This is a genomic window from Mesorhizobium sp. M6A.T.Cr.TU.017.01.1.1, from assembly GCF_004023115.1.
GTDB classification, from domain to species: Bacteria; Pseudomonadota; Alphaproteobacteria; order Rhizobiales; family Rhizobiaceae; genus Mesorhizobium; species Mesorhizobium mediterraneum.
Window position 1 is genome coordinate 1 of the sequence record NZ_RZTA01000114.1, and the last position, 21,816, is coordinate 21,816.

Annotated in this window: 28 protein-coding genes; 10 read left to right on the forward strand and 18 right to left on the reverse strand. The window is 61.7% G+C overall.

Annotated elements, in window-relative coordinates:
• Positions 1-125 precede the first annotated feature (125 nt).
• Together EOB36_RS27345 and lgt are read right to left on the reverse strand one after the other, a co-directional pair.
• Entirely contained in the window at positions 126-1,214 is a 1,089-nt protein-coding gene (locus EOB36_RS27345; RefSeq protein WP_095488845.1) for a class I SAM-dependent methyltransferase, read from the reverse strand.
• Entirely contained in the window at positions 1,211-2,065 is an 855-nt protein-coding gene (gene lgt / locus EOB36_RS27350; RefSeq protein ID WP_095489213.1) for a prolipoprotein diacylglyceryl transferase, read from the reverse strand. Before lgt ends, EOB36_RS27345 begins: the two co-directional genes overlap by 4 nt.
• Before the next feature lie 132 nt (positions 2,066-2,197).
• On the opposite strand from lgt, the gene EOB36_RS27355 reads away from it, so the two are divergent.
• The 3 genes from EOB36_RS27355 to EOB36_RS27365 all read left to right on the forward strand — a co-directional run bounded on the left by EOB36_RS27355 (position 2,198) and on the right by EOB36_RS27365 (position 3,797).
• Positions 2,198-2,500, forward strand: a complete 303-nt coding sequence (locus EOB36_RS27355; protein ID WP_095488846.1) for an accessory factor UbiK family protein — start codon at positions 2,198-2,200, stop codon at positions 2,498-2,500.
• A 418-nt stretch (positions 2,501-2,918) separates the two neighbouring features.
• The gene (locus EOB36_RS27360; RefSeq protein ID WP_095488847.1) at positions 2,919-3,419 is read left to right on the forward strand and encodes a YbjN domain-containing protein; all 501 of its coding nucleotides are present in this window, start codon (positions 2,919-2,921) and stop codon (positions 3,417-3,419) included.
• Positions 3,420-3,437: 18 nt separating this feature from the next.
• Positions 3,438-3,797, forward strand: a complete 360-nt coding sequence (locus EOB36_RS27365) for a tRNA-binding protein (protein WP_095488848.1) — start codon at positions 3,438-3,440, stop codon at positions 3,795-3,797.
• A gap of 168 nt (positions 3,798-3,965) precedes the next feature.
• Here EOB36_RS27365 and EOB36_RS27370 read toward each other — a convergent pair whose 3' ends face one another.
• The 4 genes from EOB36_RS27370 to EOB36_RS27385 all read right to left on the reverse strand — a co-directional run bounded on the left by EOB36_RS27370 (position 3,966) and on the right by EOB36_RS27385 (position 8,116).
• A complete protein-coding gene (locus tag EOB36_RS27370) occupies positions 3,966-5,051 on the reverse strand; it encodes a glycosyltransferase family 1 protein (protein WP_245467908.1) in 1,086 nt (361 codons plus the stop codon).
• Positions 5,052-5,332: 281 nt separating this feature from the next.
• The gene (locus tag EOB36_RS27375) at positions 5,333-6,745 is read right to left on the reverse strand and encodes an ATP-binding protein (protein ID WP_126105281.1); all 1,413 of its coding nucleotides are present in this window, start codon (positions 6,743-6,745) and stop codon (positions 5,333-5,335) included.
• Positions 6,746-6,876: 131 nt separating this feature from the next.
• Positions 6,877-7,596 carry a response regulator transcription factor gene (locus EOB36_RS27380; protein WP_036261013.1) on the reverse strand — a complete coding sequence of 240 codons (720 nt, stop codon included), beginning with the start codon at positions 7,594-7,596 and terminating at the stop codon, positions 6,877-6,879.
• The gene (locus EOB36_RS27385) at positions 7,583-8,116 is read right to left on the reverse strand and encodes a MarR family transcriptional regulator (RefSeq protein WP_164547134.1); all 534 of its coding nucleotides are present in this window, start codon (positions 8,114-8,116) and stop codon (positions 7,583-7,585) included. The genes EOB36_RS27380 and EOB36_RS27385 overlap by 14 nt, the downstream gene beginning before the upstream one ends.
• 248 nt (positions 8,117-8,364) lie before the next feature.
• Here EOB36_RS27385 and EOB36_RS27390 point away from each other — a divergent pair, with 248 nt between their 5' ends.
• The 3 genes from EOB36_RS27390 to EOB36_RS27400 all read left to right on the forward strand — a co-directional run bounded on the left by EOB36_RS27390 (position 8,365) and on the right by EOB36_RS27400 (position 10,486).
• Positions 8,365-9,258: a branched-chain amino acid aminotransferase gene (locus EOB36_RS27390; RefSeq protein ID WP_095488851.1), complete on the forward strand. Its 894-nt coding sequence runs from the start codon at positions 8,365-8,367 to the stop codon at positions 9,256-9,258.
• Positions 9,259-9,403: 145 nt separating this feature from the next.
• Positions 9,404-9,721: a hypothetical protein gene (locus EOB36_RS27395; protein WP_095488852.1), complete on the forward strand. Its 318-nt coding sequence runs from the start codon at positions 9,404-9,406 to the stop codon at positions 9,719-9,721.
• Positions 9,722-9,844: 123 nt separating this feature from the next.
• Entirely contained in the window at positions 9,845-10,486 is a 642-nt protein-coding gene (locus EOB36_RS27400; protein WP_128286121.1) for an MBL fold metallo-hydrolase, read from the forward strand.
• A gap of 222 nt (positions 10,487-10,708) precedes the next feature.
• Here the strand turns inward: EOB36_RS27400 and EOB36_RS27405 are convergent, their stop codons facing one another.
• The 3 genes from EOB36_RS27405 to EOB36_RS27415 all read right to left on the reverse strand — a co-directional run bounded on the left by EOB36_RS27405 (position 10,709) and on the right by EOB36_RS27415 (position 12,028).
• Positions 10,709-11,131: a BA14K family protein gene (locus EOB36_RS27405; RefSeq protein WP_095488854.1), complete on the reverse strand. Its 423-nt coding sequence runs from the start codon at positions 11,129-11,131 to the stop codon at positions 10,709-10,711.
• A gap of 217 nt (positions 11,132-11,348) precedes the next feature.
• Positions 11,349-11,561, reverse strand: coding sequence for a cold-shock protein (locus EOB36_RS27410; RefSeq protein WP_006202521.1), 213 nt, complete (start codon positions 11,559-11,561; stop codon positions 11,349-11,351).
• A gap of 254 nt (positions 11,562-11,815) precedes the next feature.
• On the reverse strand, positions 11,816-12,028 hold the full coding sequence (locus EOB36_RS27415; RefSeq protein ID WP_023799871.1) for a cold-shock protein: 213 nt from the start codon (positions 12,026-12,028) through the stop codon (positions 11,816-11,818).
• Between the two features lie 526 nt (positions 12,029-12,554).
• Between EOB36_RS27415 and EOB36_RS27420 the strand changes: the two genes are divergently transcribed.
• Positions 12,555-12,965 carry a Kazal-type serine protease inhibitor gene (locus EOB36_RS27420; protein ID WP_095488855.1) on the forward strand — a complete coding sequence of 137 codons (411 nt, stop codon included), beginning with the start codon at positions 12,555-12,557 and terminating at the stop codon, positions 12,963-12,965.
• 82 nt (positions 12,966-13,047) lie between these two features.
• Here the strand turns inward: EOB36_RS27420 and EOB36_RS27425 are convergent, their stop codons facing one another.
• The 5 genes from EOB36_RS27425 to EOB36_RS27440 form a co-directional block, all read right to left on the reverse strand.
• A complete protein-coding gene (locus tag EOB36_RS27425; RefSeq protein ID WP_095488856.1) occupies positions 13,048-14,601 on the reverse strand; it encodes an EAL domain-containing protein in 1,554 nt (517 codons plus the stop codon).
• A gap of 282 nt (positions 14,602-14,883) precedes the next feature.
• Positions 14,884-15,108: a hypothetical protein gene (locus EOB36_RS27430; RefSeq protein WP_095488857.1), complete on the reverse strand. Its 225-nt coding sequence runs from the start codon at positions 15,106-15,108 to the stop codon at positions 14,884-14,886.
• A gap of 94 nt (positions 15,109-15,202) precedes the next feature.
• Complete coding sequence (locus EOB36_RS34475) at positions 15,203-15,340, reverse strand: hypothetical protein (protein WP_164547135.1); 138 nt, start codon at positions 15,338-15,340, stop codon at positions 15,203-15,205.
• Positions 15,341-15,389: 49 nt separating this feature from the next.
• Positions 15,390-15,638, reverse strand: a complete 249-nt coding sequence (locus tag EOB36_RS27435; protein ID WP_095488858.1) for a hypothetical protein — start codon at positions 15,636-15,638, stop codon at positions 15,390-15,392.
• Complete coding sequence (locus tag EOB36_RS27440; RefSeq protein ID WP_095488859.1) at positions 15,635-15,901, reverse strand: hypothetical protein; 267 nt, start codon at positions 15,899-15,901, stop codon at positions 15,635-15,637. Before EOB36_RS27440 ends, EOB36_RS27435 begins: the two co-directional genes overlap by 4 nt.
• A gap of 377 nt (positions 15,902-16,278) precedes the next feature.
• Here EOB36_RS27440 and EOB36_RS27445 point away from each other — a divergent pair, with 377 nt between their 5' ends.
• From EOB36_RS27445 to EOB36_RS27455, 3 genes are all read left to right on the forward strand, one after another.
• Positions 16,279-16,461, forward strand: coding sequence for a hypothetical protein (locus EOB36_RS27445; RefSeq protein ID WP_128286122.1), 183 nt, complete (start codon positions 16,279-16,281; stop codon positions 16,459-16,461).
• 36 nt (positions 16,462-16,497) lie between these two features.
• A complete protein-coding gene (locus EOB36_RS27450) occupies positions 16,498-16,761 on the forward strand; it encodes a DUF1488 domain-containing protein (RefSeq protein ID WP_095488861.1) in 264 nt (87 codons plus the stop codon).
• Between the two features lie 212 nt (positions 16,762-16,973).
• Entirely contained in the window at positions 16,974-18,557 is a 1,584-nt protein-coding gene (locus EOB36_RS27455) for a sulfotransferase (protein WP_245467909.1), read from the forward strand.
• A gap of 12 nt (positions 18,558-18,569) precedes the next feature.
• On the opposite strand, the gene EOB36_RS27460 is transcribed toward EOB36_RS27455, so the two are convergent.
• The 4 genes from EOB36_RS27460 to EOB36_RS27470 form a co-directional block, all read right to left on the reverse strand.
• The gene (locus EOB36_RS27460) at positions 18,570-18,923 is read right to left on the reverse strand and encodes a DUF1428 family protein (protein ID WP_095488863.1); all 354 of its coding nucleotides are present in this window, start codon (positions 18,921-18,923) and stop codon (positions 18,570-18,572) included.
• Between the two features lie 64 nt (positions 18,924-18,987).
• Positions 18,988-19,416, reverse strand: a complete 429-nt coding sequence (locus EOB36_RS27465; RefSeq protein ID WP_095488864.1) for a glyoxalase/bleomycin resistance/extradiol dioxygenase family protein — start codon at positions 19,414-19,416, stop codon at positions 18,988-18,990.
• A 143-nt stretch (positions 19,417-19,559) separates the two neighbouring features.
• Positions 19,560-19,733 (reverse strand): hypothetical protein, encoded by a 174-nt coding sequence (locus EOB36_RS34480; protein WP_164759191.1) that lies wholly within the window; start codon positions 19,731-19,733, stop codon positions 19,560-19,562.
• Positions 19,734-19,837: 104 nt separating this feature from the next.
• A complete protein-coding gene (locus EOB36_RS27470; RefSeq protein WP_095488866.1) occupies positions 19,838-21,367 on the reverse strand; it encodes an ABC-F family ATP-binding cassette domain-containing protein in 1,530 nt (509 codons plus the stop codon).
• Positions 21,368-21,816 lie beyond the last annotated feature (449 nt).

Genomic DNA, 21,816 nt, shown 5'->3' on the forward strand with positions numbered 1-21,816 from the left:
ATTCAGCATGGCGGCGTTGTTGTCCGTGTGGGCGATTTCGTCAAGCTACAGTCCAAAGATGGGCGAAAGTCCAAAGTTGGGCGACAGTCGGAAGTTGGGAGAGTGGGAGAGGCGGCAGCGAAAAGTCAATCCGCTGGTGCAAAGGGCGGAACGGCGATTTCGGCAGGCAGGACGGCAAGCACCTTGAAGAGGTCACCCATGGCTTGCGGGCCGGCGAGGCGCTCGACCTCGCCTGCAATCTTTTCGCGAGCCGCCTCATCGGCATTGGCGCCGAGTTGGCCGGCGCGTTCGAGAAGGCCCATTTCCACCAGGAATTCGCCTTGCGTGGAGAGATGGGCATCGAGGCCGTGCGCCCGCACAATCGCGGCAAGGGCGGCGAAATCGACATGGGCGGTGAGATCGGCTTCGCCCGGATTGGCCAGCACATCTTCGTGATCGTGCTTGCGCAAGGCCTGCAACGTGTCGCCGATCCCTGGCCGGAGATAGCCATAGTCGAGGAATAGGCCAGCGCCACCGAGCTCGGCCAATCGCTCAGCGATGGTCGCCATCAGCGCGGCTCGGGCCGGCGCGACCTCGACAATCGCGCCCTGTGGCGCATTTTCGGCGTCGTTCGGCAACAGCGTCGGATCGACCGAGCCGGCGCCGGCGAAGAAGTGCAATTCGTCCGCGCCGTCGAGGCCGATCATCCGTTCGCGCCAGCCTGTTCCGGCGCGGACGAACTGTCGGATGGGCACAGCGTCAAACAATTCGTTGCCGACGATGAAAAGCGGGGTCTGCGGCAGCGTGCCCGTGCTTTCGTGCCAACCGATCGTGGCCGGCGTGGCGGCAAGCGTTTGCTTTTGGACATCTATCAGCCGCGGGCTGGTCTCGACCATGGCGAAGGATGCGCCGGCGGTCAGCGCCGGATCGAGCCGCGAAAGCGTGCGCAGCATGTCCTTCATCAGCGTGCCGCGGCCAGGACCGATCTCGGCGATGGTGACCGGCATCGGCCGGCCGGTCGCCAGCCAGGCTTCGTAGAGCCAGACAGCGACCAACTCGCCGAACATCTGGCTGATCTCCGGCGCGGTGACGAAGTCGCCGGCAGCCCCGAACGGTTCGCGCGTCGTATAGTAGCCGTCCTGCGGATCGAACAGGCAAAGCGCCATGTATTGGTTGACCGGGATCGGTCCCGCCGCACCGATCAGCTCGACGATGCGGGTTTTCAGCCGGGTCATACCGGCTGGGGCTGTGTTACCGGCTTTGCAGTCGCCATCGCCCAGACGCCGGCAAGCACCATTGGTAGCGACAGCACCATGCCCATGGTCAGCCAGCCGGTGCCGAGGAGATAGCCGAGCTGCTGATCGGGCTCGCGGAAGAATTCGACGACGATGCGCGAGAGACCGTAGCCGCAAATGAAGGCGCCGCCGACGAAGCGCGGCGTCTTTAGCTTGAGCCTGGAATGGGTGAGGAAGCGCAGGATCAGGAACAGCACCAGGCCCTCGAGCAGCGCCTCGTAGATCTGGCTCGGATGGCGTGCAAATGGGCCGCCATTGGGAAATTCGACCGCCCATGGAACATCGGTCGGCCTGCCCCAGAGTTCGGAGTTGATGAAATTCGCCATGCGAACGAGGCCAAGGCCGACCGGCACGCCAGCTGCAACCACGTCGAACAGCGACCATGTGCGGATGCCGCGCGACCAGGAAAACAGCGTCATGGCGAGAATGACGCCGAGCAGGCCGCCATGGAACGACATGCCGCCTTGCCAGACGGCGAGTATATCGAGCGGGTGGGCGATGTAGCGTGGCAGGTCGTAAAACAGCACGTAGCCAGTGCGTCCGCCAAGCACCACGCCGATGGCCGCCCATACGATGAAGTCGTCGAGATCCTCAGGCTTCATAGGCACGGTGCCGTCGGGCCAGAGCCTTGCATTGGTGACGAGCCGCTTGGCATACCACCAGGCGAAGAGAATGCCGACGATGTAGCCGACGCCATACCAATGCACCGCCAGCGGTCCGATCTGGACGATGACCGGGTCAATGTTGGGGAAGGGCAGGGCCGCCAGCGGCAGCATAAGATACTCGCTCAACAGGATCTCCCGGTTGCGGATCACGTTCGGGCGCGGACCATGCGGCAGGGTTTTGGCGGGGTCAAGGCGACGTGGATGCTTGCATTCCGGGTCGCGCGCCACTACGTCAAATCGACCAAGCGAGGATTTGCCATGTCGACCGGACCGAACCGCATTCTCGATGAATTCGCCAAGCTGATGACCGACGCCGCGGGTGCCGCGCAAGGGGTGCGGCGCGAAGTAGAAACCGCTTTCAAGGGGCAGGCCGAGCGCGTTCTCAACTCGATGGACCTGGTGCAGCGCGAAGAATTCGAGGCCGCACGCGATATGGCGGCGAAGGCCAGGGAAGAAAACACCCGCCTTGCTGCGCGCCTCGAAGCGCTTGAGGCAAAGCTCACCGAATTGACCGGGCAGGCCGCGCCTGCGGCTGCGGCAAAGCCCAGATCAAAAAAATAATCGTTAAACTTTTCCACAAAGCACAATCGCAAAAAGCGCTTTGTCGTGAATCGCTTACCGGCATTGCGTGAATCTTCGTGACAGAGGCTTTCCACATGCGAATGACGCAGTGCGAAAAATTGGGCTGGTCACGCGACTCCCGATCAATAGACTGAATTTGTTGCATGATTCGAAGCAGGGTCATGCGCCGGGCGGTGGGGTCCGGTCTGGGGTCTTTGCGTTGACGAAGTCCCGGCCGTCCGAGTTCTAGACAAGATTGTTCGTTGTGTGTGCCCGCGGAGCGTGTGGCGCTCACTAGAGCGACGTGCGTCCACTTGGACGCACAAAGTACGCTCTAGAACTTTGAACGTTCGCATCGTGCTTTCCGAAAATCGAACCGATTTTCGGGCCGTTGCGAAGGAACGACAGGAAGCATTCCATGGAACTTCTCGAACTCGACCTCTCTCGCGAAATTCATCCGGTGGATGTTATCGAGCAGGTGGCCCACAACAACGACTGGTCCTTCGAACGGGCCGGCGACGACGAGATTTCGATTTCGGTTGCCGGAAGCTGGACCGACTACCACGTCTCATTTTCCTGGATGGAGGATTTCGAGGCGCTGCATCTGGCCTGCGCTTTCGACATCAAGGTGCCGGAGGCGCGCGCGCTCGAAGTGATGCGGCTGCTTTCGCTGATCAACGAGCAGATGCTGTTCGGCCATTTCGACCTCTGGGAACAGGAAGGCGCGATCATGTTCCGCCAGTCGCTGCTGCTTGCCGGTGGGGTCGAGCCGTCGAGCCAGCAGGTCGAGGTGCTGTTGTCGTCGGCGCTGGAAGCCTGCGAATGCTATTTCCAGGCGTTCCAGTTCGTCGTCTGGTCGGGAACCTCGGCCAAGGAGGCGCTGGCCGGCGTCCTGTTCGAGACCTATGGAAACGCCTGAGCCAGGTCCTGACCATCAATGAGCTCGAGCAGCCAGCGCAAGCCCGAGATCAGCTTCGCCGATTTCGACCGTGTCGATATCCGCGCCGGCACGATTATCGAAGCCGAGCCGTTTCCCGAGGCGCGAAAGCCGGCGATCAAGCTGAAGATCGATTTCGGCGCTGACATCGGTGTGAAGAAATCGTCGGCGCAGATCACCAAATATTATGCGCCCGAGACGCTGGTCGGCCGGCAGGTCTTCGCGGTGGTCAATTTTGCGCCGCGGCAGATCGGCCCCTTCATGTCGGAAGTGCTGACGCTTGGCTTTCCCGACGAGGAGGGCGCCGTCGTGCTTGGCGCGATCGAACGCAAGGTGCCGGATGGCGGCCGATTATTTTAGCTTCGTCATCCACGGGCGAAGCGGACGCGCAACCCCGAGAATCCATGCCGTAGCAGTGGTCGAAGAGTAGGACGGTCCAGAATCGCGTTGTTCTGGCCGCTCCTGTGGGGCAAGTGCGGCTCGTCGCCTCAACCCAACAAGTTCTTCACCGAAGGGGTCGCTCGCAGGTCACGGCATGGATCCTCGGGTCTGCGCGTCGGCTTCGCCGCCGCTTCGCCCGTGGATGACGAAAGGTGGTGTCAGTTTGCGCGTGGTGCCCAGCGCCTCTTCAACCGTCTCCAGAAACATTTCCGCGCAGGCTTTCCAGCTATAGCGCATTGCCCGTTCGCGCGCCTCAGCGCGGTCGACGTGGAGCGCGGCGAGCGCTGCCTCACGCAAATCATTCGACACCGCTCCGCCAACCCCGTCGCCGACAATGTCGATTGGCCCCGTCACCGGATAGGCTGCGACCGGCGTGCCGCTGGCCAGCGCCTCGATGATGACATTGCCGAATGTGTCGGTGCGGCTGGGGAAGACGAAGACATCGGCCGAGGCGTAGATCTCGGCCAGTTCGTCATTCGGGCGGTGGCCAAGGAAATGGGCAGCGGGGTATCTGGCCTTGAGCCTGGCCAACTCCGGCCCCTCGCCGACGATCACCTTGCTGCCGGGCAGGTCGAGATCGAGGAAGGCGGCTAGGTTCTTTTCGATCGCGACGCGGCCGACGCAGAGGAAGATCGGTCCCTTGAGCCCCAGATCCTTCCTCTTGTCCGGCCGGAAATGGTCGGTGTCGACGCCGCGCGTCCACGGCCTCAGCTTGGTGAAGCCGCGCGCCGACAGATCGTCCGCCAGCGACTGGGTGGCGACCAGCGTGCCCTGTCCGGAATTGTGGAAATCGCGAAGCCAGCGGTAGGCCCAGGCCTCCGGTATAGGCAGCCGCGCGCTAAGATATTCCGGGAAGCGCGTGTGATAGCTCGTCGTGAACGGCCGGCCTGCCTTGCGACAATAGCGCCGCGCCATGATGCCGAGCGGGCCTTCGGTGACGATATGGATATGATCGGCATTGCGCACTTCGATCAGGCGCGCGACATGGCCCGGCGTCGTCAGCGCCAGCCGGATGTCCGGATAGGTCGGCAGGGGCAAGGTGCGAAAGATGTTCGGGGTCAGGAAGTCCGTCTCGACGTCGAAGGCTTTCAGGGTTTCCGAAAGCCGTTCCAGCGTGTGGACGACGCCGTTGACTTGCGGGCGCCAGGCGTCGGTGACCATCAGGATGCGCATAGCAGCCCTTTGCTTGAAATGTCGTCGGTTTCCTTGATGCGAGGCCGCAAGGCCGAATCAATCAGGATCGCACGCTTCATGCGCGCTCTTCAGCATGGTTTCATGACGGGCCGATGAAGGCGCAAACCGGCGGTCGTCCGCAGCTGCCAGAAAAGCAGCGCGTCGTCCCGAAAATCGAATTCGATTTTTGCTGCGCTGACCTTCGGTTCGGAAAGCACGGTGCGTAGGTTCAAAGCGTTAGAGCGTACTTTGTGCGTCCAACTGGACGCACGTCGCTCTAATCAGGCCGGAACCTTGATGACGGCGCGCAAGCCGCCGAGCGGGCTCTTGTCCAGCATGATATCGCCGCCATGGCTGCGGGCTATGTCGCGTGCGATGGCAAGGCCAAGGCCGGTGCCGCTGGCGTCGAGGTTGCGGGCCTCGTCAAGCCGCACGAAAGGCTTGAACACGTCCTCGCGCTTTTCGGGCGGAATGCCCGGACCGTCGTCGTCGATGGTGACGAGCAGCGAGCCGCGGCCATGGTTGGCGTTGATTTCAACCGTCTTGGCGTAACGGAAGGCGTTGCCGACGATATTGGACAACAGCCGGGCAAAGGCGTGGGGCCGCACATGCACATTTGGATCGCCGGCGAGCGCGGTCGACAGTTTGCGCTTGCGCAGCGTGGCCTCCTCGCCCAGCTTTTCGAAATACGCTTCAAGATTGAAACGGCCGGCGTCTTCCGTTGCCTCGCCGCGAGCAAAGGCGAGATAGCCTTCCAGCATAGACTGCATGTCATCGATGTCCTGGCCGAGCGCCTCGGTGTCGGCCTTGGTCCCGGTCAGCGCAAGCTGCAGCTTGAAGCGAGTGAGGATGGTTCTCAAATCGTGGCTGACGCCGGTCAGCATAGCGGTGCGCTGTTCGAGCTGGCGTTCGATGCGTTCGCGCATCTGGATGAAGGCAAAGCCGGCGCGGCGGACCTCCTCGGCGCCGCGCGGACGGAAATCGCGCGGCATCGGCCGGCCCTTGCCGAAACTTTCGGCGGCCTCGGCCAGCGTCAGGATCGGCCGGATCTGGTTGCGCAGGAAAGGGATGGCGATCATCAGCAGCACCAGCGAGGTGCCGACCATCCAGATCAGGAAAATGTGCGTGTTCGAGGCATAGGCCTGGCTGCGGCGCACGAAGGCGCGCAGCACCTTGCCCTCGAGCTGGACGCGGACCTCGATGATATTGGAATTGCCGACCGTGTCGATCCAGAACGGCCGGTTGATCTGATGGGTGATCTCGGACGAGAGAATTTCGTCGAGGATCGAGAAGAACGGCTTTGGACCGGGCGCTGGCAGCGGATCGGGCGGAAGCAAGTCGATCTTCAGCTGCATGCGATCCTGCGCGATGCGGATGATATTGGCGTAGTCGGCGTCGTTCGGATAGGTTTCAACCAGGTCGACGATCGCGGCAATGTCGCGGACCGTGGCCTGCGACAGGCGCTGCGTCACAGTCTGCCAGTGGCGTTCCATGAAGACAAAGGCGAGGACCGATTGCAGCAGGATCATCGGTGCGATGACGATGATCAGCGAGCGGGCATAGAGCCGCTTCGGCATGTAAAGCGAAACGAGGCGCCAGAACCGTTTCCAGGCAAGCGGCACCGCCTTCAGCGCCCGCCTGGCGCGAGCGCTCAAGCCGCTATCTTCCGGCCGTTCCAGTTGCGTGGTCGCCATTCGCCCTTTTTGCCCATCTGCAGCTCAACAAGGGACCCGCAAGCGCAGTGCTGCGCTTGCAATTTTCGACTTTATGCATGTCGTCGTCCCAAAACCGCTTCGCACTTTTCGGCGACATGCATTGCGGCAGTCTATTCCACGCTGAGCCGATACCCAATACCACGCACGGTCTGCAGCCAGACCGGGTTGGACGGATCGCGTTCGATCTTGCGGCGCAGCCTGTTGATCTGGACGTCGATGGTGCGCTCGCCGACTTCGGACTCGTCGCCGACAAGTTCATGGCGCGGTATCGTTTCGCCGGCCCGCGCCGCGAAGATCGCCAGGATCTCCTGCTCGCGGTCCGTCAGCTTCAGAGCCTCGCCGCCGCGCTTGAGCTCCCGCCTGGCGATCTGGAAGGTGTAAGGGCCGAAGACCAGTTGCTCGACCTTGGGCGTCGTTGCCGGACCGCCGCGGCGCAGGATGTTGTTGATGCGCAGGATCAATTCGCGGGGATCGAAAGGCTTCGGCAGATAGTCGTCGGCGCCGGCCTCGAGCCCGGTGATCCGGCTGTCGGTCTCGGAAAGCGCGGTAAGCATCAGGATCGGCACGTTCTTGGTCGCCCGCAACGCCTTGGCGAGGTCGACGCCGGTTTCGCCCGGCATCATGATATCGAGCACGAGCAGGTCGAAATCGAGGCCGGCGAGCTTGCGCCGCGCTTCGCCGGAATTTCCGGCAACGGTGACGCGAAAGCCGTTTTCGGTCAGATATTGTTTGAGAAGATTGCGGATACGGGTATCGTCATCGATCACCAGCAGATGCGGCGCATCATCATCCGGTGCTGCCGGTTGATCAACCCTTTCAATGGTCTCCATGGCTTTTCCCTGACATTTTTGCGGGCACAATGTCGATCTGCGCCCTTAGTTCCGGATTGACCATCGCTTCCAGGAAGCGTTCGATCAAGGCGCGTTCGGTGGCTCCGAAATCTTCCAATGCAGCATGGATGCGGCGCGACTGTGGCCGTGCCAGCGCCAGCGCCAAGGCGCGGCCCTTGGCCGTCGGATAGAGTTCGCGCTGGCGGCGGTCGCGCGGGCCCTGCAACTGGACGACATGATCGGTGTCGATCAGTTGCTTGAGCACGCGTGCCAGGCTCTGCTTGGTGATCTTCAGCACGTCGAGGAGTTCGGCGACCGTCAGGCCCGGCCTGCGATTGACGAAATGCAGAACCCGGTGATGGGCGCGGCCGAAGCCATAATCGGACAGGATCTGGTCCGGATCGGAGGTAAAATCGCGATAGGCGAAGAAGAACAATTCGATGATGGCAAAGTCGATGCCGTCCTCGTCGGTGACCGCCGTCCTGATCGGTTTTCCGGCTGGGTGGCTGCGATCCGTCATCTTTTCTCCGTGCGAAAGGGAAATTATGTCAGTACTATTGACGTAATTTCCCGGCAATGGTAATTTTTGACAAGCTTTTCGGCGGATTGCGAACGAAAAGGCAAGGGAAAGCCGTTTTTCCGGAACTTCCTGTGTTTGCCAGACCTTATATATCCGCCTACGCTTCGAGATACCGGCCGCCCGGTGCGGCTGATAAGAAACGCGCAACGACACAACGATGTGCGGGCGGCCGCCCGCGGGAGGTTACCATGGCATCCGTTCCCTTTGACCAAATGGACGGCTTTATCTGGATGAACGGCGAGTTCGTCAAATGGGCCGACGCCAAGATCCACGTGTTGACCCATGGCCTGCACTACGCCAGCGCGGTGTTCGAGGGCGAGCGCGCCTATGGCGGCGAGATTTTCAAACTGACCGACCACAGCGAGCGCCTGCATGAATCGGCACGCCTGCTCGGCTTCAAGATTCCCTATTCGGTTGCCGAGATCGACGACGCCTGCCGCACGCTGTTGAAGAAGCAGGGCTTTCAGGATGCCTATGTCCGGCCGATCGCCTGGCGCGGCAGCGAACAAATGGGCGTTTCGGCGCAAAACAGCCGGATCAACTGCGCCATCGCCATCTGGCAGTGGCCGAGCTATTTCGATCCGGCACAGAAGCTGAAGGGCATCCGTCTCGATCTGGCCGAATGGCGCCGCCCCGATCCGCGCACTGCGCCGTCGAAATCGAAGGCTGCCGGCCTCTACATGATCTGCACCATGTCCAAGCATGCCGCCGAAGCCAAGGGCTATGCCGACGCCATGATGCTCGACTGGCGCGGCCAGGTTGCGGAAGCGACCGGCGCCAATATCTTCTTCGTCAAGGACGGCAAGATCCACACACCCACCCCCGACTGCTTCCTCGACGGCATCACCCGCCGTACAGTCATTGGTCTTGCCAAGGATCGCGGCTTTGAGGTGATCGAGCGCACCATTATGCCGGAAGAGCTCGAAGGCTTCCAGCAGTGCTTCCTCACCGGGACCGCGGCCGAGGTGACGCCCGTTTCAGAGATCGGTCAATACCGATTCGAGGTGGGTGAAATCGCCAAGACTCTGATGAACGACTATTCTGCGGCCGTTCAACCCAAGCATGCGATCGCCGCAGAATAACGAAAGTCACAGCTTTTTTAACAAGTAGGGGCAGTTTTCGGGCTGCCCCTTTTATTTAAGCACTTCTGCATTTGACTTTCGTCCAATTCGGCGTCTCATGATGGTGTCGGCCCGGGAGGCTGGCAGCTATGGAGGGACTGGTAACATGGACATGAACACGCTTCTTCCGATCATTATTCAGGTGATTACGGGTATCATCGGTGGTCAGGCGGTTGGCGCGGCGATCAAGACAGCGGCAATGGGTCAGCTTCCCAAAATTCTGGGCGGCGCCGTTGGCGGCGTCGGCGGCGCGGCGATCCTCGGCAGCCTGCTCGGCGGCGGTACGATCGATCCGGCTGCAGCCGCAGCGGCAACTAGCGGATTGGGCAGCGCGCTGAATCTGCAAAACATCGTCGGCGGTGCCGGTGGTGGCGCCATTCTGACGGCCATCATCGGCGCGGTCATGAATGCGATGAAGAAGTAAGCTTGGCGGTTTCGGGCTTTCGCATGGGCGGCTTCGGCCGCCCATTTCTTTTGTGTCCGTGCCAACGGTGGACGCCGTTTGCATGTGTCTCTACATCAGGGGCGACACAGCGAAAGGACGATCATGGGTCAGCTCAATGCCAGTATCGTGCCGGTCACGGCCTTCCAGCAAAACTGCACCATCCTCTTCGACATGGACGACAGACAAGGCGTCGTCGTCGATCCGGGCGGCGACATCGACAAGGTGCTGGCGGTGCTAAAGGATAACGCGATCAACGCCGGCGCGATCTGGATCACGCATGGTCATATCGACCATGCCGGCGGCGCCATGGAGCTGAAGGAGGCGCTCGGCGTCCAGATCATCGGCCCGCATGAGGCCGACCGTCCATTGCTTGCCAACCTCGAGAACCAGGCAAAACTCTACGGCATCACCGATCCGGTGCGCAATTGCATGCCCGACCGCTTTCTCAGCGAAGGCGATACCGTCTCGTTCGGCCAGCACGCGTTCGAGGTCTTTCATTGCCCGGGTCACGCGCCCGGCCATGTCGTCTACTACAATCGCGCTGCGAAGTTCGCCCATGTTGGCGACGTGCTGTTCCGTGGGTCTGTCGGGCGCACCGACCTGCCGGGCGGCGACCACGCCGCGCTGATCGCGTCGATCAAGGACAAGCTTTTGCCACTCGGCGACGACGTCGGCTTCATCTGCGGCCATGGTCCCGGCGGTCGCTTCGGTGAGGAGCGCCAGAGCAATCCATTCCTGATTTAAAGCGCGTCGCATCTGAGGCGCCTCATGCGATGCGCGTCAGGCCCTTGTCTTGCGCATGCCGACAACAAAAAAGCGCTGGCCATGCGGACAGCGCTTTTTTAGGGCTGGGGAGGCCTTAAAGCGCTTTGCGCTTTAAGGCCTTTGTCTTTGTGCATGTCGTTATCCCAAAACCGCTATGCCCCCTGGGGTCAGGCCCGTGCGCATGCTTTTGGGCGACATGTATTAGTTGGCGGTGCAGAAATGCTGTTCGCCGTCATAGCCGGTGAACGTGCCGGTCCGGGAGTTGAACGAGCGATAGCGATCCGAACAATATTCATACCAGCCACGGGTCCATGGCTCGGCGTAACCATCATTATAGGCGACCCGCGGTTCCGCGTAGTAGCGGCGCACCGGGGCTGGCCGTGGATAACGCCCATAATCATCATACCCGGGATCGTAATAGCTGGGCTGCGGGTTGTTGAGCGCACCAACGATCAGGGCGCCGGCCGCGAGGCCAAGGACGCCTGCCGCGATCGCGTCGCCATTGCCATTGCCACGATGGTGGTGCCGGTGGCGCCAGTCGCCGGCGCTGGCCGCGGGCAAGGTCGCGAGCGTGGTCGCGACAATCGCGGCGGACAGGATGGTGGTCTTGAAAATTCGGTTCATCTCGGTCTCCTTCGTGCCGGCCCGGGTAATTTGGGGATGCGGTCCGGCTTATCGAAGACTAGTAGGCGACCGTGGCTGAACGGGGGCTGAACGAAATTGGCGGGCTGGGACCAGTCGACATTCATCGATCAGGCTTGGCGCGAGCCACAAATATCGCACGCTCAACAAGGAGCGGACTTGCCCTGCGGAATCCGTCCGATGCTGTCTCGATCCCGGCTCAGCCGATCGACAGGTTGACGGCTTTCGGACCCTTGCCGCGCTTGTCCGGCTCGGTGTCGAATGTTACCTTCTGCCCATCCTCAAGACCGGGAAGACCCGACGCCTGCACGGCCGAAATGTGGACGAAGACATCCTTCGCGCCATCATCCGGCGTGATGAAGCCGAAGCCTTTGGCATGATTGAAGAATTTGACGGTGCCGGTCTGCGGCATGGGAAGCTCCTTTGATCCCATCAAGTCCAGTCTCGGGCCGGCAAATGCCCGAGTGGAAATTTGTCGTTTATTTTAGCGTCATCGGCAAGAGAAAGTTTTGCGCGCATTGGCTTGCCCACCCGGGCACGAAAAAAGGCGCGACGAAAACCGCCGCGCCTTCGAAAACTCGGATCCGGCGCTGAAAGCCGGCACAAGGCCTGTGGAGACCTCAGGCACAGTCCTGAGCACGTCCGAGCGGACGTGCGCGCGACGGTTCAGTCGGCGCGGAGATTGACCGCCTTCGGCCCCTTGCCCATCCGGTCCGGCTCGACATCGAAGGTGACCTTCTGGCCATCAACGAGCGTGCGCAGGCCCGAAGCCTCGATCGCGGAGATGTGGACGAACACGTCCTTGGCGCCGTCATCTGGCGTGATGAAGCCGAAGCCTTTGGTTGCGTTGAAGAACTTAACGGTGCCGGTCTGGGCCATTGGGGAAACTCCTTCACCCGTGTCAGTCTTGTGGTTTGCCCGCCGCCTGACGCCGTGGGCAAGTCCCGGTGGTTGCTTCGGCAGTCATGCATTGGCGCATGGTCAAAACCCCCCGCCGAAAAACGGGGCCGTCAGAGATTCACAGTATCGGGGAAAGGTCGTCCAAAACGTTCCGCTCTCCGGGTCGCAAATGCCCGAACACGAAATTTATCGCACGGAAAGGTGATCGTTGCAAGGTAGCGCCCGCGGGCCTCCCGTCGGGCGCATTCCGACGCATGGCACCGATAGGCTGGGGTGCTCGTCCGGTCATCGGCCAGTGCCCGCCCACGCATGGTCCAGCGGGCAGAGAGCTTGCAAACAGGGGTTGCATTTGGCGGTGGAATGGCGAGGATCGGCTTGGAGTAGAGCGCGTTTTGCATTTTCTTGTGCATGTCGTTATCCCAAACCGCTGCGCACCCTCGGATCAGGCCCGTGGGCATGCTTTGGGCGACATGCATTGGAGCGGGGCTTTGAGGGAGGTATAGTCATGAAATTTCTTGCGGCAATCTTCTCGCGGCAGGGTTTTGCCATCCTGTTGCTGTCGGCAGTTCTTGCGGCCTGTACCGCGGTGGTGGTGGACGAAGGACCGGGGTACCGTCCGCCAAGGCCCGGGCCGCAATTCTGCACCAAGCAATATGATCCGGTCTGCGCCCGGCGTGGCGGCGACCGCCAGACCTTCGCCAATGCCTGCCTTGCCGAGCGAGCCGGGTATCGCATCATCCGCGACGGCCAGTGCCGTGACGGCGGCGGCGGTGGCGGTGGTGATGAGGAGCAGACATTCTGCACCCGCGAGTATGCCCCTGTCTGTGCACGCCGCCGTGGCGACCTGCGCACCTTCCCCAACGCATGCGAGGCCCGCGCCGCCGATTATCGCATCGTCGACGACGGTCCCTGCTAAGGGCTGGTTTCCTCCCCGTCCGGCGACGGGGAGGGGCCATCTATCAACTGGACATAGGCGGGCGAAGGGCAGCCACTTGCCTCTACGCCGACAGCCTCGCCTTGCGGCAATAGGCGATGAACTCGGCCGCGGGCATGGGTTTGGCAAACAGCCAGCCCTGACCATAGTCGACGTCGCGTTCCATCAGATAGTCGGCCTGTGCCTGCGTCTCCACGCCCTCGGCAATGATCTTCAGCTTCAGCGTCTTGGCCATGTCGATGATATGCGGCGTTACGGAACTGGTGGCGGAATCCGTGGCAATCGTGTCGATGAACGATTTGTCGATCTTCAGCGCATCGAGCGGTAGGCCTTCGAGGTGGGACAGGCTGGAATAGCCTGTGCCGAAGTCGTCGATTGCGACCGCGTGGCCAAGCTCGCGGGCGCGAATGACGGTCGAGCGCGCTGAATCGACGTCGACGAAACCGCGCTCCGTCGCCTCCAGCCAGATCTGCCGAGGCTGAATTCCGGTGTGCTGCAGGGCCTTTTCGATGACCGGAAGGACCCTTGCCGTTCTGACGTCGGCCGGGCTGAGATTGATCGCGATGTGGAGGGAAGGATTGGCGACAAGAAGCTTTTTCAGGTCCAAAACGACAAGGGCTATGACCTGATCGGTGATTGCCGCGATCAGGCCGCTCTCTTCGGCCAGCGGGATGAAAAGATCGGGCCGGACCAGCGAGCCGTCGGGCCGTCTCCAGCGCACCAGCGCTTCGGCCCCCACGCAATTGCCGGTCCTGAGCTCGACGATCGGCTGATAGTGGACGATGAACTCGTGCTTGCGAACGGCAATCTGCAATTCTCCCAGCGGCGACAGCCGCCGCCGCGACAACCAGGCAACCATGCCGATGATGAAGGCGGCAATGAAAACGCCGAGAGGAAGCAACAGCAATTGCCGCCTGCGCACGCTGTCCACGATCTGGCTTTCCGGTTCGGTGGCGACGGCGATCCAGTCCGTCCCGCGCGCCGTGGCAAACAGATGGCCGTCATCCAGGCCTTTGCCCGGGGTGGCGATGATCTTGGCGATGCGGGCGGGATCAGGCCCGTTCAACGCGCTGAGCAGGACGCCGGTGTCGGTCGCGAGGGCAAGCTGAATGTCGGGATCGACGACAATGTCGACAAAGCGCAGAGGATCGACAAGGACATTATGGTGCTTGTAGTGCAGGGCCATCAGCGGATGGCCCTGGTCGGCCAGGGGCTGTATCCGGGCAGTGACGGCAACGCCGTCTGCGGTGGTGAAATCCGGTGCGGCTTGCGCAACGCGTCCTTCGGTCGAGCCCCAGGATGTGCATTTGAGCAGTCCGGTTTCGAAATAGCCCATCTCTTCGATCGAGCGGGTGTTGATGGTGAGCTGCCGCATGCGGGCAATGTGGCCCACCGAACAGCGGTCGCCGGTGAACCGGTCGATCTCACGCAATGAGTCGGTTGCATCCTTGAGCGATATGCTGGCCCTGGCGATCGCGCGGTTGGCGAACAGATCCAGCCGTTGATGTTCTTCTTGAACCGCCAGAACCCATGAAAAGTGGAACATCGCCGCGATAGGCACGATGGCGCCGAGCAAGGCCAACACCACCGCAGTCACGATGATGCGCGGCCTGTCCATGTGCGCCTCCCTGCCTTTGGCTGCGAGCGACGATTTCGTGCGCGGCCTGCCGGGCAGCCAACCGTGATCGGGCCCGGTTCCAGCGGACCTTATATGGCTTTTGACGTTACGTGATCTTTAATTGGATCCGCTAGAGCAATTCCAGGAAAAGGTGCGTGGCGGTTTTCCCGGGAAAAGCGCGTAGCGCTTTCCCTGGGGAATTGCGTAAGAACAAATACTTAGAGCGGTTCGGCGATTCTATCAAAAGCAGAACCGCTAGTGGCTGAATGAATGCAGTGTTGCTCATCCGTCCGCTGGATACGCTCCATCGGCCGGGCCGGCATAGAGCTCGCTGCCGTCTTCGTCGGAAATGCGCAGGCGGTCCGGGATCTGCGGCATCGCCAGCGAGCGGAACAGCTCAGTGGCGCCCTGCAGGGCGGCGCGCAGGTTCGGCGCCTCGAGTGATACCCTGTCGAGGATCGCTTCGTCGGCGTCGCGCGATCGATAGAACTCGACAACGAAGTTCAAACACGCCTCCGTGTTGCGGCGACGCAGTCCTGCGGGTGCACCAAAGCCGCTTAGGTGCACAAGCATGGTGAGGCGCGCGCGGCGCTTCGGAGCGCTAGCCCTTGGACTTCGGCTTCAAACCGGCTTCCGCCTGCTTGACGGCCGAGCCGAAGGGCGAGGCCGGCTTTGCCGCCGCCTTGTCTTTCTTGGGCTTGCGTGTCTCGCGGTTGCTGCGCTGTTGACCCTTGGCCATTTCTTGGTCCTCGTGATTGATGAACGTGGTGGTGGCGGTCGACGAGGGCCTAGGCGCTCGGATTGTCGGCCACTTCGAGATTATCTTCCGTGGTGACCCGCTCATGGGTCTCCTCGTCGCTGCGGATGCGGTATTGCGGCGAGCCGTCCTTGACCGGCAGCTTGCTCTTGATCTGGAACAGCTCCGCGGTCTTCTGGACAAGGCCGGTGCGGCTCTTCATGCGAACGGTCTGGCCGATTGCGAAAAGATGCGCGGGCGTGTCGGTGCGCGGGCGCGCGTTCTGCTGGAAGCGGATCATGCGGCATTCTCCTGGTCGCGCCTCAGCGCGGTTTCGAGTTCGGCGAGGTCGATGGCGACCAATTGGCTGGTCTGGCTTTTCACCGTTCTCGCCGGCAGATGGATGAAGGTGGCGACACGGCGCCAGGCAAGCCATGACATGCCATCGATAAGCTCCTCATCGTGGTCGATGTCGTAGTCGCCGGCCGGCAACTTTCCCTCCAGGCCGCCAAGCATGAAGGGCGCCTCGAAATGCGCGATGGAATGGGTAGTTCGGCCAGACATTCTCGTGCCTCGAAGTCTCGTTCCCGGCGTGATTCCGATAAAGTAGTGCCCGCTTTGCGGCACTGGGACTTAGAGTGTCGTGCGTCCCTATATCGGCAATTTGGGTATCGGCGATCTGGAATGAGTTTGGCGGGTCGAGAACCTTTGACGCCGCGAGATGCCAAGCTTGGCCCAAAAAACGATCTCAATTCATTAATCCAAGATTGCGGTTTATTCAAGAAGATTTCTGCCTGATGCCGATCTTGCGGCGAAATTACTTTTCTAGTGATATTTGCAGAATGATGATACGGTCCAAACTCTTCACAAGAATTGTTTGAAATTGTATCGGAAAATTTCATCCTGGTATTGATTTTTATTTATGTCTGAAAGGAAAGCCCATGGTTTCCGTGAAAACGCCTGATGGCTCGACCGTAACAATCAAGCCGATCATCAAGCCCACAAAAGTCATATCGGCGCGGCTGACGATAAGAAGTGACGAGGCAGCAAGGCGAAAGATCGCCGACACCGACGGCACGCTGCGGCGGGCACGTCAGCTCGCCGAAACCCACCGCCTGATCTGACGTGGCCGGCTTTGCCACAAACCAAGGAGCTTGAGTGTGACGCTCAATTTTCCCAACCGCAGCCGCTCCTACGACGCGGCGGCCAAGCGCATTCGTTTCGTCGGCCATGACGGCATGTTCGAAGTGCCGTTCTTTGTGGAGATTGCAGCGCTTTCGGCGGCAACGGCCACGAGCGGAGCCGAAGCCGAGTATCTCAGCGCGTTCGATGCGGAGCGCTCGTCGATCCAGGATGTCGCGCGCGAAGCCTATTCGCACGGCCGCAGGAACATGTATGTATTGACCCGGGCCGATTTCAGGTAAGCTGGCCTGCGACCCCTTGAACCTGTCGCGCCGATGGCCTAGATCGCGGCAGGCGGACAAAACACGGCAGGTTTCCCATCAACAGAGATCCGAGAAGACCGGCAGGCGCGGGCGCCAATTTCGGCTCAGGCGGACAGCCGCCGCTGGGGCTCGACCAGCGTGTGCAGCAGGCGCTGCAATTGCATCAGGCGGGGCGCCGGCAGGAAGCCGAGATGCTCTACCGGCAGGTGCTGGCGCAGAAGGCCAATCACGCGGCGGCGGCGCATTTTCTCGGGCTTCTGCTGCACCAGACCGGGCGCAGCGCCGAAGGCCTCGATCTCCTCGAACAGTCGGTGCGCCTGCAACCCAAGAATCCGGATTTCCTCAACAACCTCGGCACGGTGATGCGCGACCTCGGCCGTGTCAGTGCAGCCGTCGATTTCTTCCGTGGCGCGGTGGCGCTGCGCCCGGACCAGCTTGCGGCGCGCGACAATCTCGGCTCGTCGCTAAAGCAGATGGGACAGTTCGAGGACGCAGAGGAGATCTATCGCGGCACCATCGGTCGCAACCCGTTCCATGTTCGCGCCCGCATCGGGCTTGCCGAAACGCTGCAGGAGGCCGGGCGGCTCGATGAGTCGCTTGCCATCTTCCGGGAAGCGCTGACGATCCGGCCTAAGGACGCCGACCTGCTGCACGGGCTGGGCGTCGGGCTGATGGAAAAGGGCAAGCTCGACGAAGCGACTGACTTGTTCCGCCAGGCGCTGACCGTCAATCCCGGCATGGCCCGGGCCTGGCTGATGCTGACGCAGGTCAAGCGCCAGAAAGAGCGCGACGCCGAGCTTGCCGGCATGGAGGCGCAGCATGCCAAGGCGCCGCAAGACAGCCTGGCGCGCATGCAGCTTGCCTTCGGCCTCGGCAAGGCCAATGACGACCTGAAAGATTACCCGCGCGCCTTTGATTATTTCGCCGAAGGTAATGCCATCCGCCGCAAGGGCATCGATTATGATCCGGTGAGGACGCGGGCCGAATTCGAGGCGATGAAATCGGTGTTCGATGCCAGCTTCTTCGAAAAGCATAAGCCAAGCGCAACCGCCGACGATGCGCCGATCTTCATCGTCGGCATGCCGCGTTCGGGCACGACGCTGGTCGAACAGATCATCGCCAGCCATCCCCAGGTCTATGGCGCCGGCGAGCTCAGTATTTTGAAGACGGTGGTCGGCAAGCAGTTTCCGTCAACCATGCCAGGTGGCTTTCCCTGGGGCGTATCCGATGTACCCGACACGGATTTTGCCGATGCCGGGCAGGCCTACCTCGATATGCTGCATGCCCGCTATCCGCATGTCCGCCATGTCACCGACAAAATGCCAGGCAACTTTCTGTTTATCGGCTTTATCCGTCTGATGCTGCCGAAGGCCAGGATCATCCATTGCGTGCGCGATGCGGCGGCGACCTGCCTGTCGATCTACAAGGTGCATTTCCGCGGCGACACTCACCGTTATGGCTACGATCTCGGCGAGCTCGCCGACTTCCACAATCTCTACACCGACATCATGGCGCATTGGCACGCCGTGCTGCCCGGTGTCGTGCACGATGTGCGCTATGAGGATTTCGTCGCCGACCAGGAAGGGCAGACGCGGGCGCTGATCGCTCATCTCGGCCTGCCGTGGGACGATAGAGTGCTGTCGTTCCACGAGACCGACCGTCCCGTGCGTACAGCCTCGGCGGCGCAAGTGCGCCAGCCGATGTACCAGGGCTCGGTCGATCTGTGGAAGCGCTACGGCGATCGGCTCAAGCCGCTGCTTGACCGGCTAGCGTAATGCGTTGCGGGCCTACAGCTCAATGAAGGGCTGAAAGCCGCCAAAGATCATGCGCTTGCTGTCGAAGGGCATCGCCGATAGCTCTCCGTTCAGGCGTGGGTCGGCCATTACCTTGGCCATCACTGCATCGCGGTTCTGCCGCGATTCATAGACGACCCATGAGAAGACGACGACCTCGTCGTCCTTGGCCTGCACGGCGCGCGGAAACGAGGTGACCTCGCCATAGGGCACGTCGTCGCCTATGCATTCGACATAGGCGAGCGCGCCATGCTCCTTCCAGACGGTGCCGCCGAGCTGCGCCATCTTCTTGTAGGCATCGAGATTTGCCTTCGGCACGGCGAGTACGAAGCCATCGACATAGGACATTGTGGTTCTCCTTGATTGTGGGATTTTCCTTCTCCCACAAGCAAGGGGAGAAGGAAGGAATGCGCTACGCTGCCTTCACCGGCGCGTTCATCGCCCACTCGACGCCGAAAGGATCAGTCAGCTGACCCCAGCGGTCGCCCCAGAACATCACCTGCAGCGGCGTACCGACCGTGCAGCCGGCGTCGACGGCGCGCTGCCACCAGGCGTCGATGTCGTCGCTGCCGAGATGCAGCTGCATTGTGAAGCCCTGCGGCTTCACCGCCGCCATTCCATGCTCGGGATAGAAATCGGAAATCATCAGCGTCGAACCGTTGATGTGGAGATGGATATGCATCGTCCGGCCCTTCTCGTCCGGCGGGTAGAAGAAGACCTGCTCGGCGCCGAAGGCCTTCTGATAGAATTCTGAAGCCTTGAAGGCGCCGTCCAGCTGAAGGTAGGGCGTCAATCCACCGAGGACTTTCGCGGCAGGCTGGGTCTGGGGCTGATCGTTCATGTCTTGCTCCTCTTTGGTTAGGCGTTGCGAACCACAGGACGAATGCGGCAGCGGCGATCCTACATGGCCGACGCGCTTTTTTGGTGCCGACCGTGCGACGGCCGGCTCTTGTCAAGGAGCCCCGTTGTCAAGGAGCCCTCTTGTCAAGGAGCCAGGCCAATCCGCGGGCTGTTCTGTGGGTCGATGACGATTTCCGGCCAGCCGATGTCCTTGCGCAGTTCGATCGGCAACGAAAGGATGGCGCGCTCGCTGCGGAAGCGGGCGCGAGCCGCCGAGTAACGGGTCGCTATGCGACCTACGGATGACAGAATAGACATGATGCTCTCTCCTCGATTGGCGCCGGCATCATCGTGTCGGCATCCCAAGGACGTGGCGCGCGGCCATGATCCGACAGACCGTCGGAATTTTTTGGAGCAAAGCTTCAACCGCGCGTTTCTGCCACCGATCGGAAGAAATCCTCCGGGCTGTCGACCTCGACCAGCCGCCGCTTCTCGATCAGCCAGAAGCGGTTGCCGATCGCCCTGATGAAGGAGCGGTCGTGCGAGGCAAGCAGGCAGCTTGCCTCATGGGCCAGCAATTCTGCTTCCAGTGCTTCCTGGCCATCGATGTCGAGATGGTTGGTCGGCTCGTCGAGCAGGTAGAAATTGGGATTGGCGAGCCTCAGCGCCAGCATCATCAGCCGCGCCTTCTGTCCGCCCGACAGCACGCCGATCCTGCGCTCCTGCATGTCGATGCTGACGCCCGCACCGGCGAGCAGCGAGCGGGCGCGTTGCTCGCCGACATCGAAGCTGCGCGAGAGCATCGCCAGCGGCGTGTCTTCGCCACTGATGCCTGACAGCGCCTGGTCGCTGTAGCCGAGCACCGTCGACGGCGTTACCTTCACGCCTTGCGCTGCCATATCCGGCTCGACGATGGCATTTCTGATCAGGCTGATGAGCCGCGACTTGCCGACACCGTTGCGGCCGAGCAGGACGATGCGGTCGCCCTGGCAGATATGGCGCTTGCCGGTCCTGAACAGCAGCCTGCCGTCAGGCGTCTCGACCACCACGTCGTCCAGCGTGATCAGCACCTTGGCATGGGTGCCGCGATTGGCGAGCTTTATCGCGCCCGCCGATCTTTCGCGGTGCGCCGGTGCCGCGACCTCCTCGAGGCGCTGGGCGCGCTGGTTGAGCTGCTTGGTCTTGACCGTCAGCAGGTCGCTGCCAGAGTTGATGCCGATGTTGTTGAGCTTGGCCGCCTGCCGGCGCAATTGCTGCGCCACCTTCATGTCGCGCTGGAACTTGCGCTCCGTCGAGGCGTCGACTTCGCTCAAAGCGTCGCGCGCCCTGGAATAGGACAGCGCAAACACCGACGACTGCTCAGGGCGCAGGAACAGCGTGCGGTTGGTCGTGGCGTCGAGGAAGGCGCGGTCGTGGCTGGCAATCACCACCGGCACCTCACGCGGCAGCGCGTTCAGCCAGGTTTCGAGCTGGCTGATCTTGGCGAGATCGAGATGGTTGGTCGGCTCGTCGAGAAGCAGGACATCGGGATCGGTGACCCAGACTCGGGCGATCAGCGCCAGCCTTTGCCAGCCGCCGCTCAGCGCCCGCATCGGCCGCTCGCGCATCGGCTCAGGCACGTCGAGGGAGTCGAGCACCACATCGACGCGCCATTGCTCGCTTTCGGCCTGCTCGGCCGGCAAGGCGTCGGCCACCACCTGCTGAAAGCCGCGCTCGGCCAGCATTGCGGGAACGGCTTGCTCGACATAGCCGACCCGGAGGCCGCGGGTGCGGGTGATGTCGCCTGATGTCGGCTCCATTTCGCCAGTCAGGCACTTCAGCAAGGTAGATTTGCCGCGGCCGTTGGCGGCGACGATGCCGAGCCGATCGCCGGTGCCGATGGTGAGATCGAGATTGGAGAAGAGCGGCGCACTCATGGTGACGCCGAGGGATTTGAGGCTGATCAGGGCCATGTGGATTTCTCTGGTCTGCCCGGAATAAAGGTCCGGTTCGATGCACTTTAACGGTGCGCAGGCTGGCCATCAGAACAGGCGTTGCGGCACCACGAAGGGCAGACCAAGAAAATCGAAGCGGGAGAACCCGGACCGTCTCTGGTCAGCCCTGCAAGCAAACTCGCAGGGCAGCGACAGGGCCGCGCTGACGGTGGTGGTCGAAAGACACGCAGCCCTCCTTTCAAGACGTTCGAGTGTGCGGAGCGATTACACCAAAGGCGGGGCTGGTGGCAAGCGGACTGCTTCAAGCGATGACAGTGGAGTCCTTCCCTTCTCCCCTTGTGAGACCTTTGCACAGAAGCCGAACGGTGATTCTGTGGTGAAGGTTGGAGCAGGGAGATTCGGGATGGCGGATCGTGTTTTGGGTCAGTTGAGTCTGGCGGACGGTCTGGCGGCGTCGGATGAGACGA

Bases quoted from the DNA above. Each gene is read 5' to 3' on its own strand.
- EOB36_RS27345 (WP_095488845.1), bottom strand. From the start codon at position 1,214: ATGACCCGGCTGAAAACCCGCATCGTCGAGCTGATCGGTGCGGCGGGA.
- EOB36_RS27380 (WP_036261013.1), bottom strand. From the start codon at position 7,596: ATGGAGACCATTGAAAGGGTTGATCAACCGGCAGCACCGGATGATGAT.
- EOB36_RS27435 (WP_095488858.1), bottom strand. From the start codon at position 15,638: ATGATCCGCTTCCAGCAGAACGCGCGCCCGCGCACCGACACGCCCGCG.
- EOB36_RS27365 (WP_095488848.1), top strand. From the start codon at position 3,438: ATGAGCTCGAGCAGCCAGCGCAAGCCCGAGATCAGCTTCGCCGATTTC.
- EOB36_RS27355 (WP_095488846.1), top strand. From the start codon at position 2,198: ATGTCGACCGGACCGAACCGCATTCTCGATGAATTCGCCAAGCTGATG.
- EOB36_RS27440 (WP_095488859.1), bottom strand. From the start codon at position 15,901: ATGTCTGGCCGAACTACCCATTCCATCGCGCATTTCGAGGCGCCCTTC.
- EOB36_RS27395 (WP_095488852.1), top strand. From the start codon at position 9,404: ATGGACATGAACACGCTTCTTCCGATCATTATTCAGGTGATTACGGGT.
- EOB36_RS27470 (WP_095488866.1), bottom strand. From the start codon at position 21,367: ATGGCCCTGATCAGCCTCAAATCCCTCGGCGTCACCATGAGTGCGCCG.
- EOB36_RS27415 (WP_023799871.1), bottom strand. From the start codon at position 12,028: ATGGCCCAGACCGGCACCGTTAAGTTCTTCAACGCAACCAAAGGCTTC.
- EOB36_RS27400 (WP_128286121.1), top strand. From the start codon at position 9,845: ATGGGTCAGCTCAATGCCAGTATCGTGCCGGTCACGGCCTTCCAGCAA.
- EOB36_RS27405 (WP_095488854.1), bottom strand. From the start codon at position 11,131: ATGAACCGAATTTTCAAGACCACCATCCTGTCCGCCGCGATTGTCGCG.
- EOB36_RS27360 (WP_095488847.1), top strand. From the start codon at position 2,919: ATGGAACTTCTCGAACTCGACCTCTCTCGCGAAATTCATCCGGTGGAT.
- EOB36_RS27465 (WP_095488864.1), bottom strand. From the start codon at position 19,416: ATGAACGATCAGCCCCAGACCCAGCCTGCCGCGAAAGTCCTCGGTGGA.
- EOB36_RS27455 (WP_245467909.1), top strand. From the start codon at position 16,974: ATGCTCTACCGGCAGGTGCTGGCGCAGAAGGCCAATCACGCGGCGGCG.
- EOB36_RS27420 (WP_095488855.1), top strand. From the start codon at position 12,555: ATGAAATTTCTTGCGGCAATCTTCTCGCGGCAGGGTTTTGCCATCCTG.
- EOB36_RS27460 (WP_095488863.1), bottom strand. From the start codon at position 18,923: ATGTCCTATGTCGATGGCTTCGTACTCGCCGTGCCGAAGGCAAATCTC.
- EOB36_RS27375 (WP_126105281.1), bottom strand. From the start codon at position 6,745: ATGGCGACCACGCAACTGGAACGGCCGGAAGATAGCGGCTTGAGCGCT.
- EOB36_RS27425 (WP_095488856.1), bottom strand. From the start codon at position 14,601: ATGGACAGGCCGCGCATCATCGTGACTGCGGTGGTGTTGGCCTTGCTC.
- EOB36_RS27370 (WP_245467908.1), bottom strand. From the start codon at position 5,051: ATGCGCATCCTGATGGTCACCGACGCCTGGCGCCCGCAAGTCAACGGC.
- EOB36_RS34475 (WP_164547135.1), bottom strand. From the start codon at position 15,340: ATGGCCAAGGGTCAACAGCGCAGCAACCGCGAGACACGCAAGCCCAAG.
- EOB36_RS27385 (WP_164547134.1), bottom strand. From the start codon at position 8,116: ATGACGGATCGCAGCCACCCAGCCGGAAAACCGATCAGGACGGCGGTC.
- EOB36_RS27390 (WP_095488851.1), top strand. From the start codon at position 8,365: ATGGCATCCGTTCCCTTTGACCAAATGGACGGCTTTATCTGGATGAAC.
- EOB36_RS34480 (WP_164759191.1), bottom strand. From the start codon at position 19,733: ATGTCTATTCTGTCATCCGTAGGTCGCATAGCGACCCGTTACTCGGCG.
- EOB36_RS27410 (WP_006202521.1), bottom strand. From the start codon at position 11,561: ATGCCGCAGACCGGCACCGTCAAATTCTTCAATCATGCCAAAGGCTTC.
- EOB36_RS27445 (WP_128286122.1), top strand. From the start codon at position 16,279: ATGGTTTCCGTGAAAACGCCTGATGGCTCGACCGTAACAATCAAGCCG.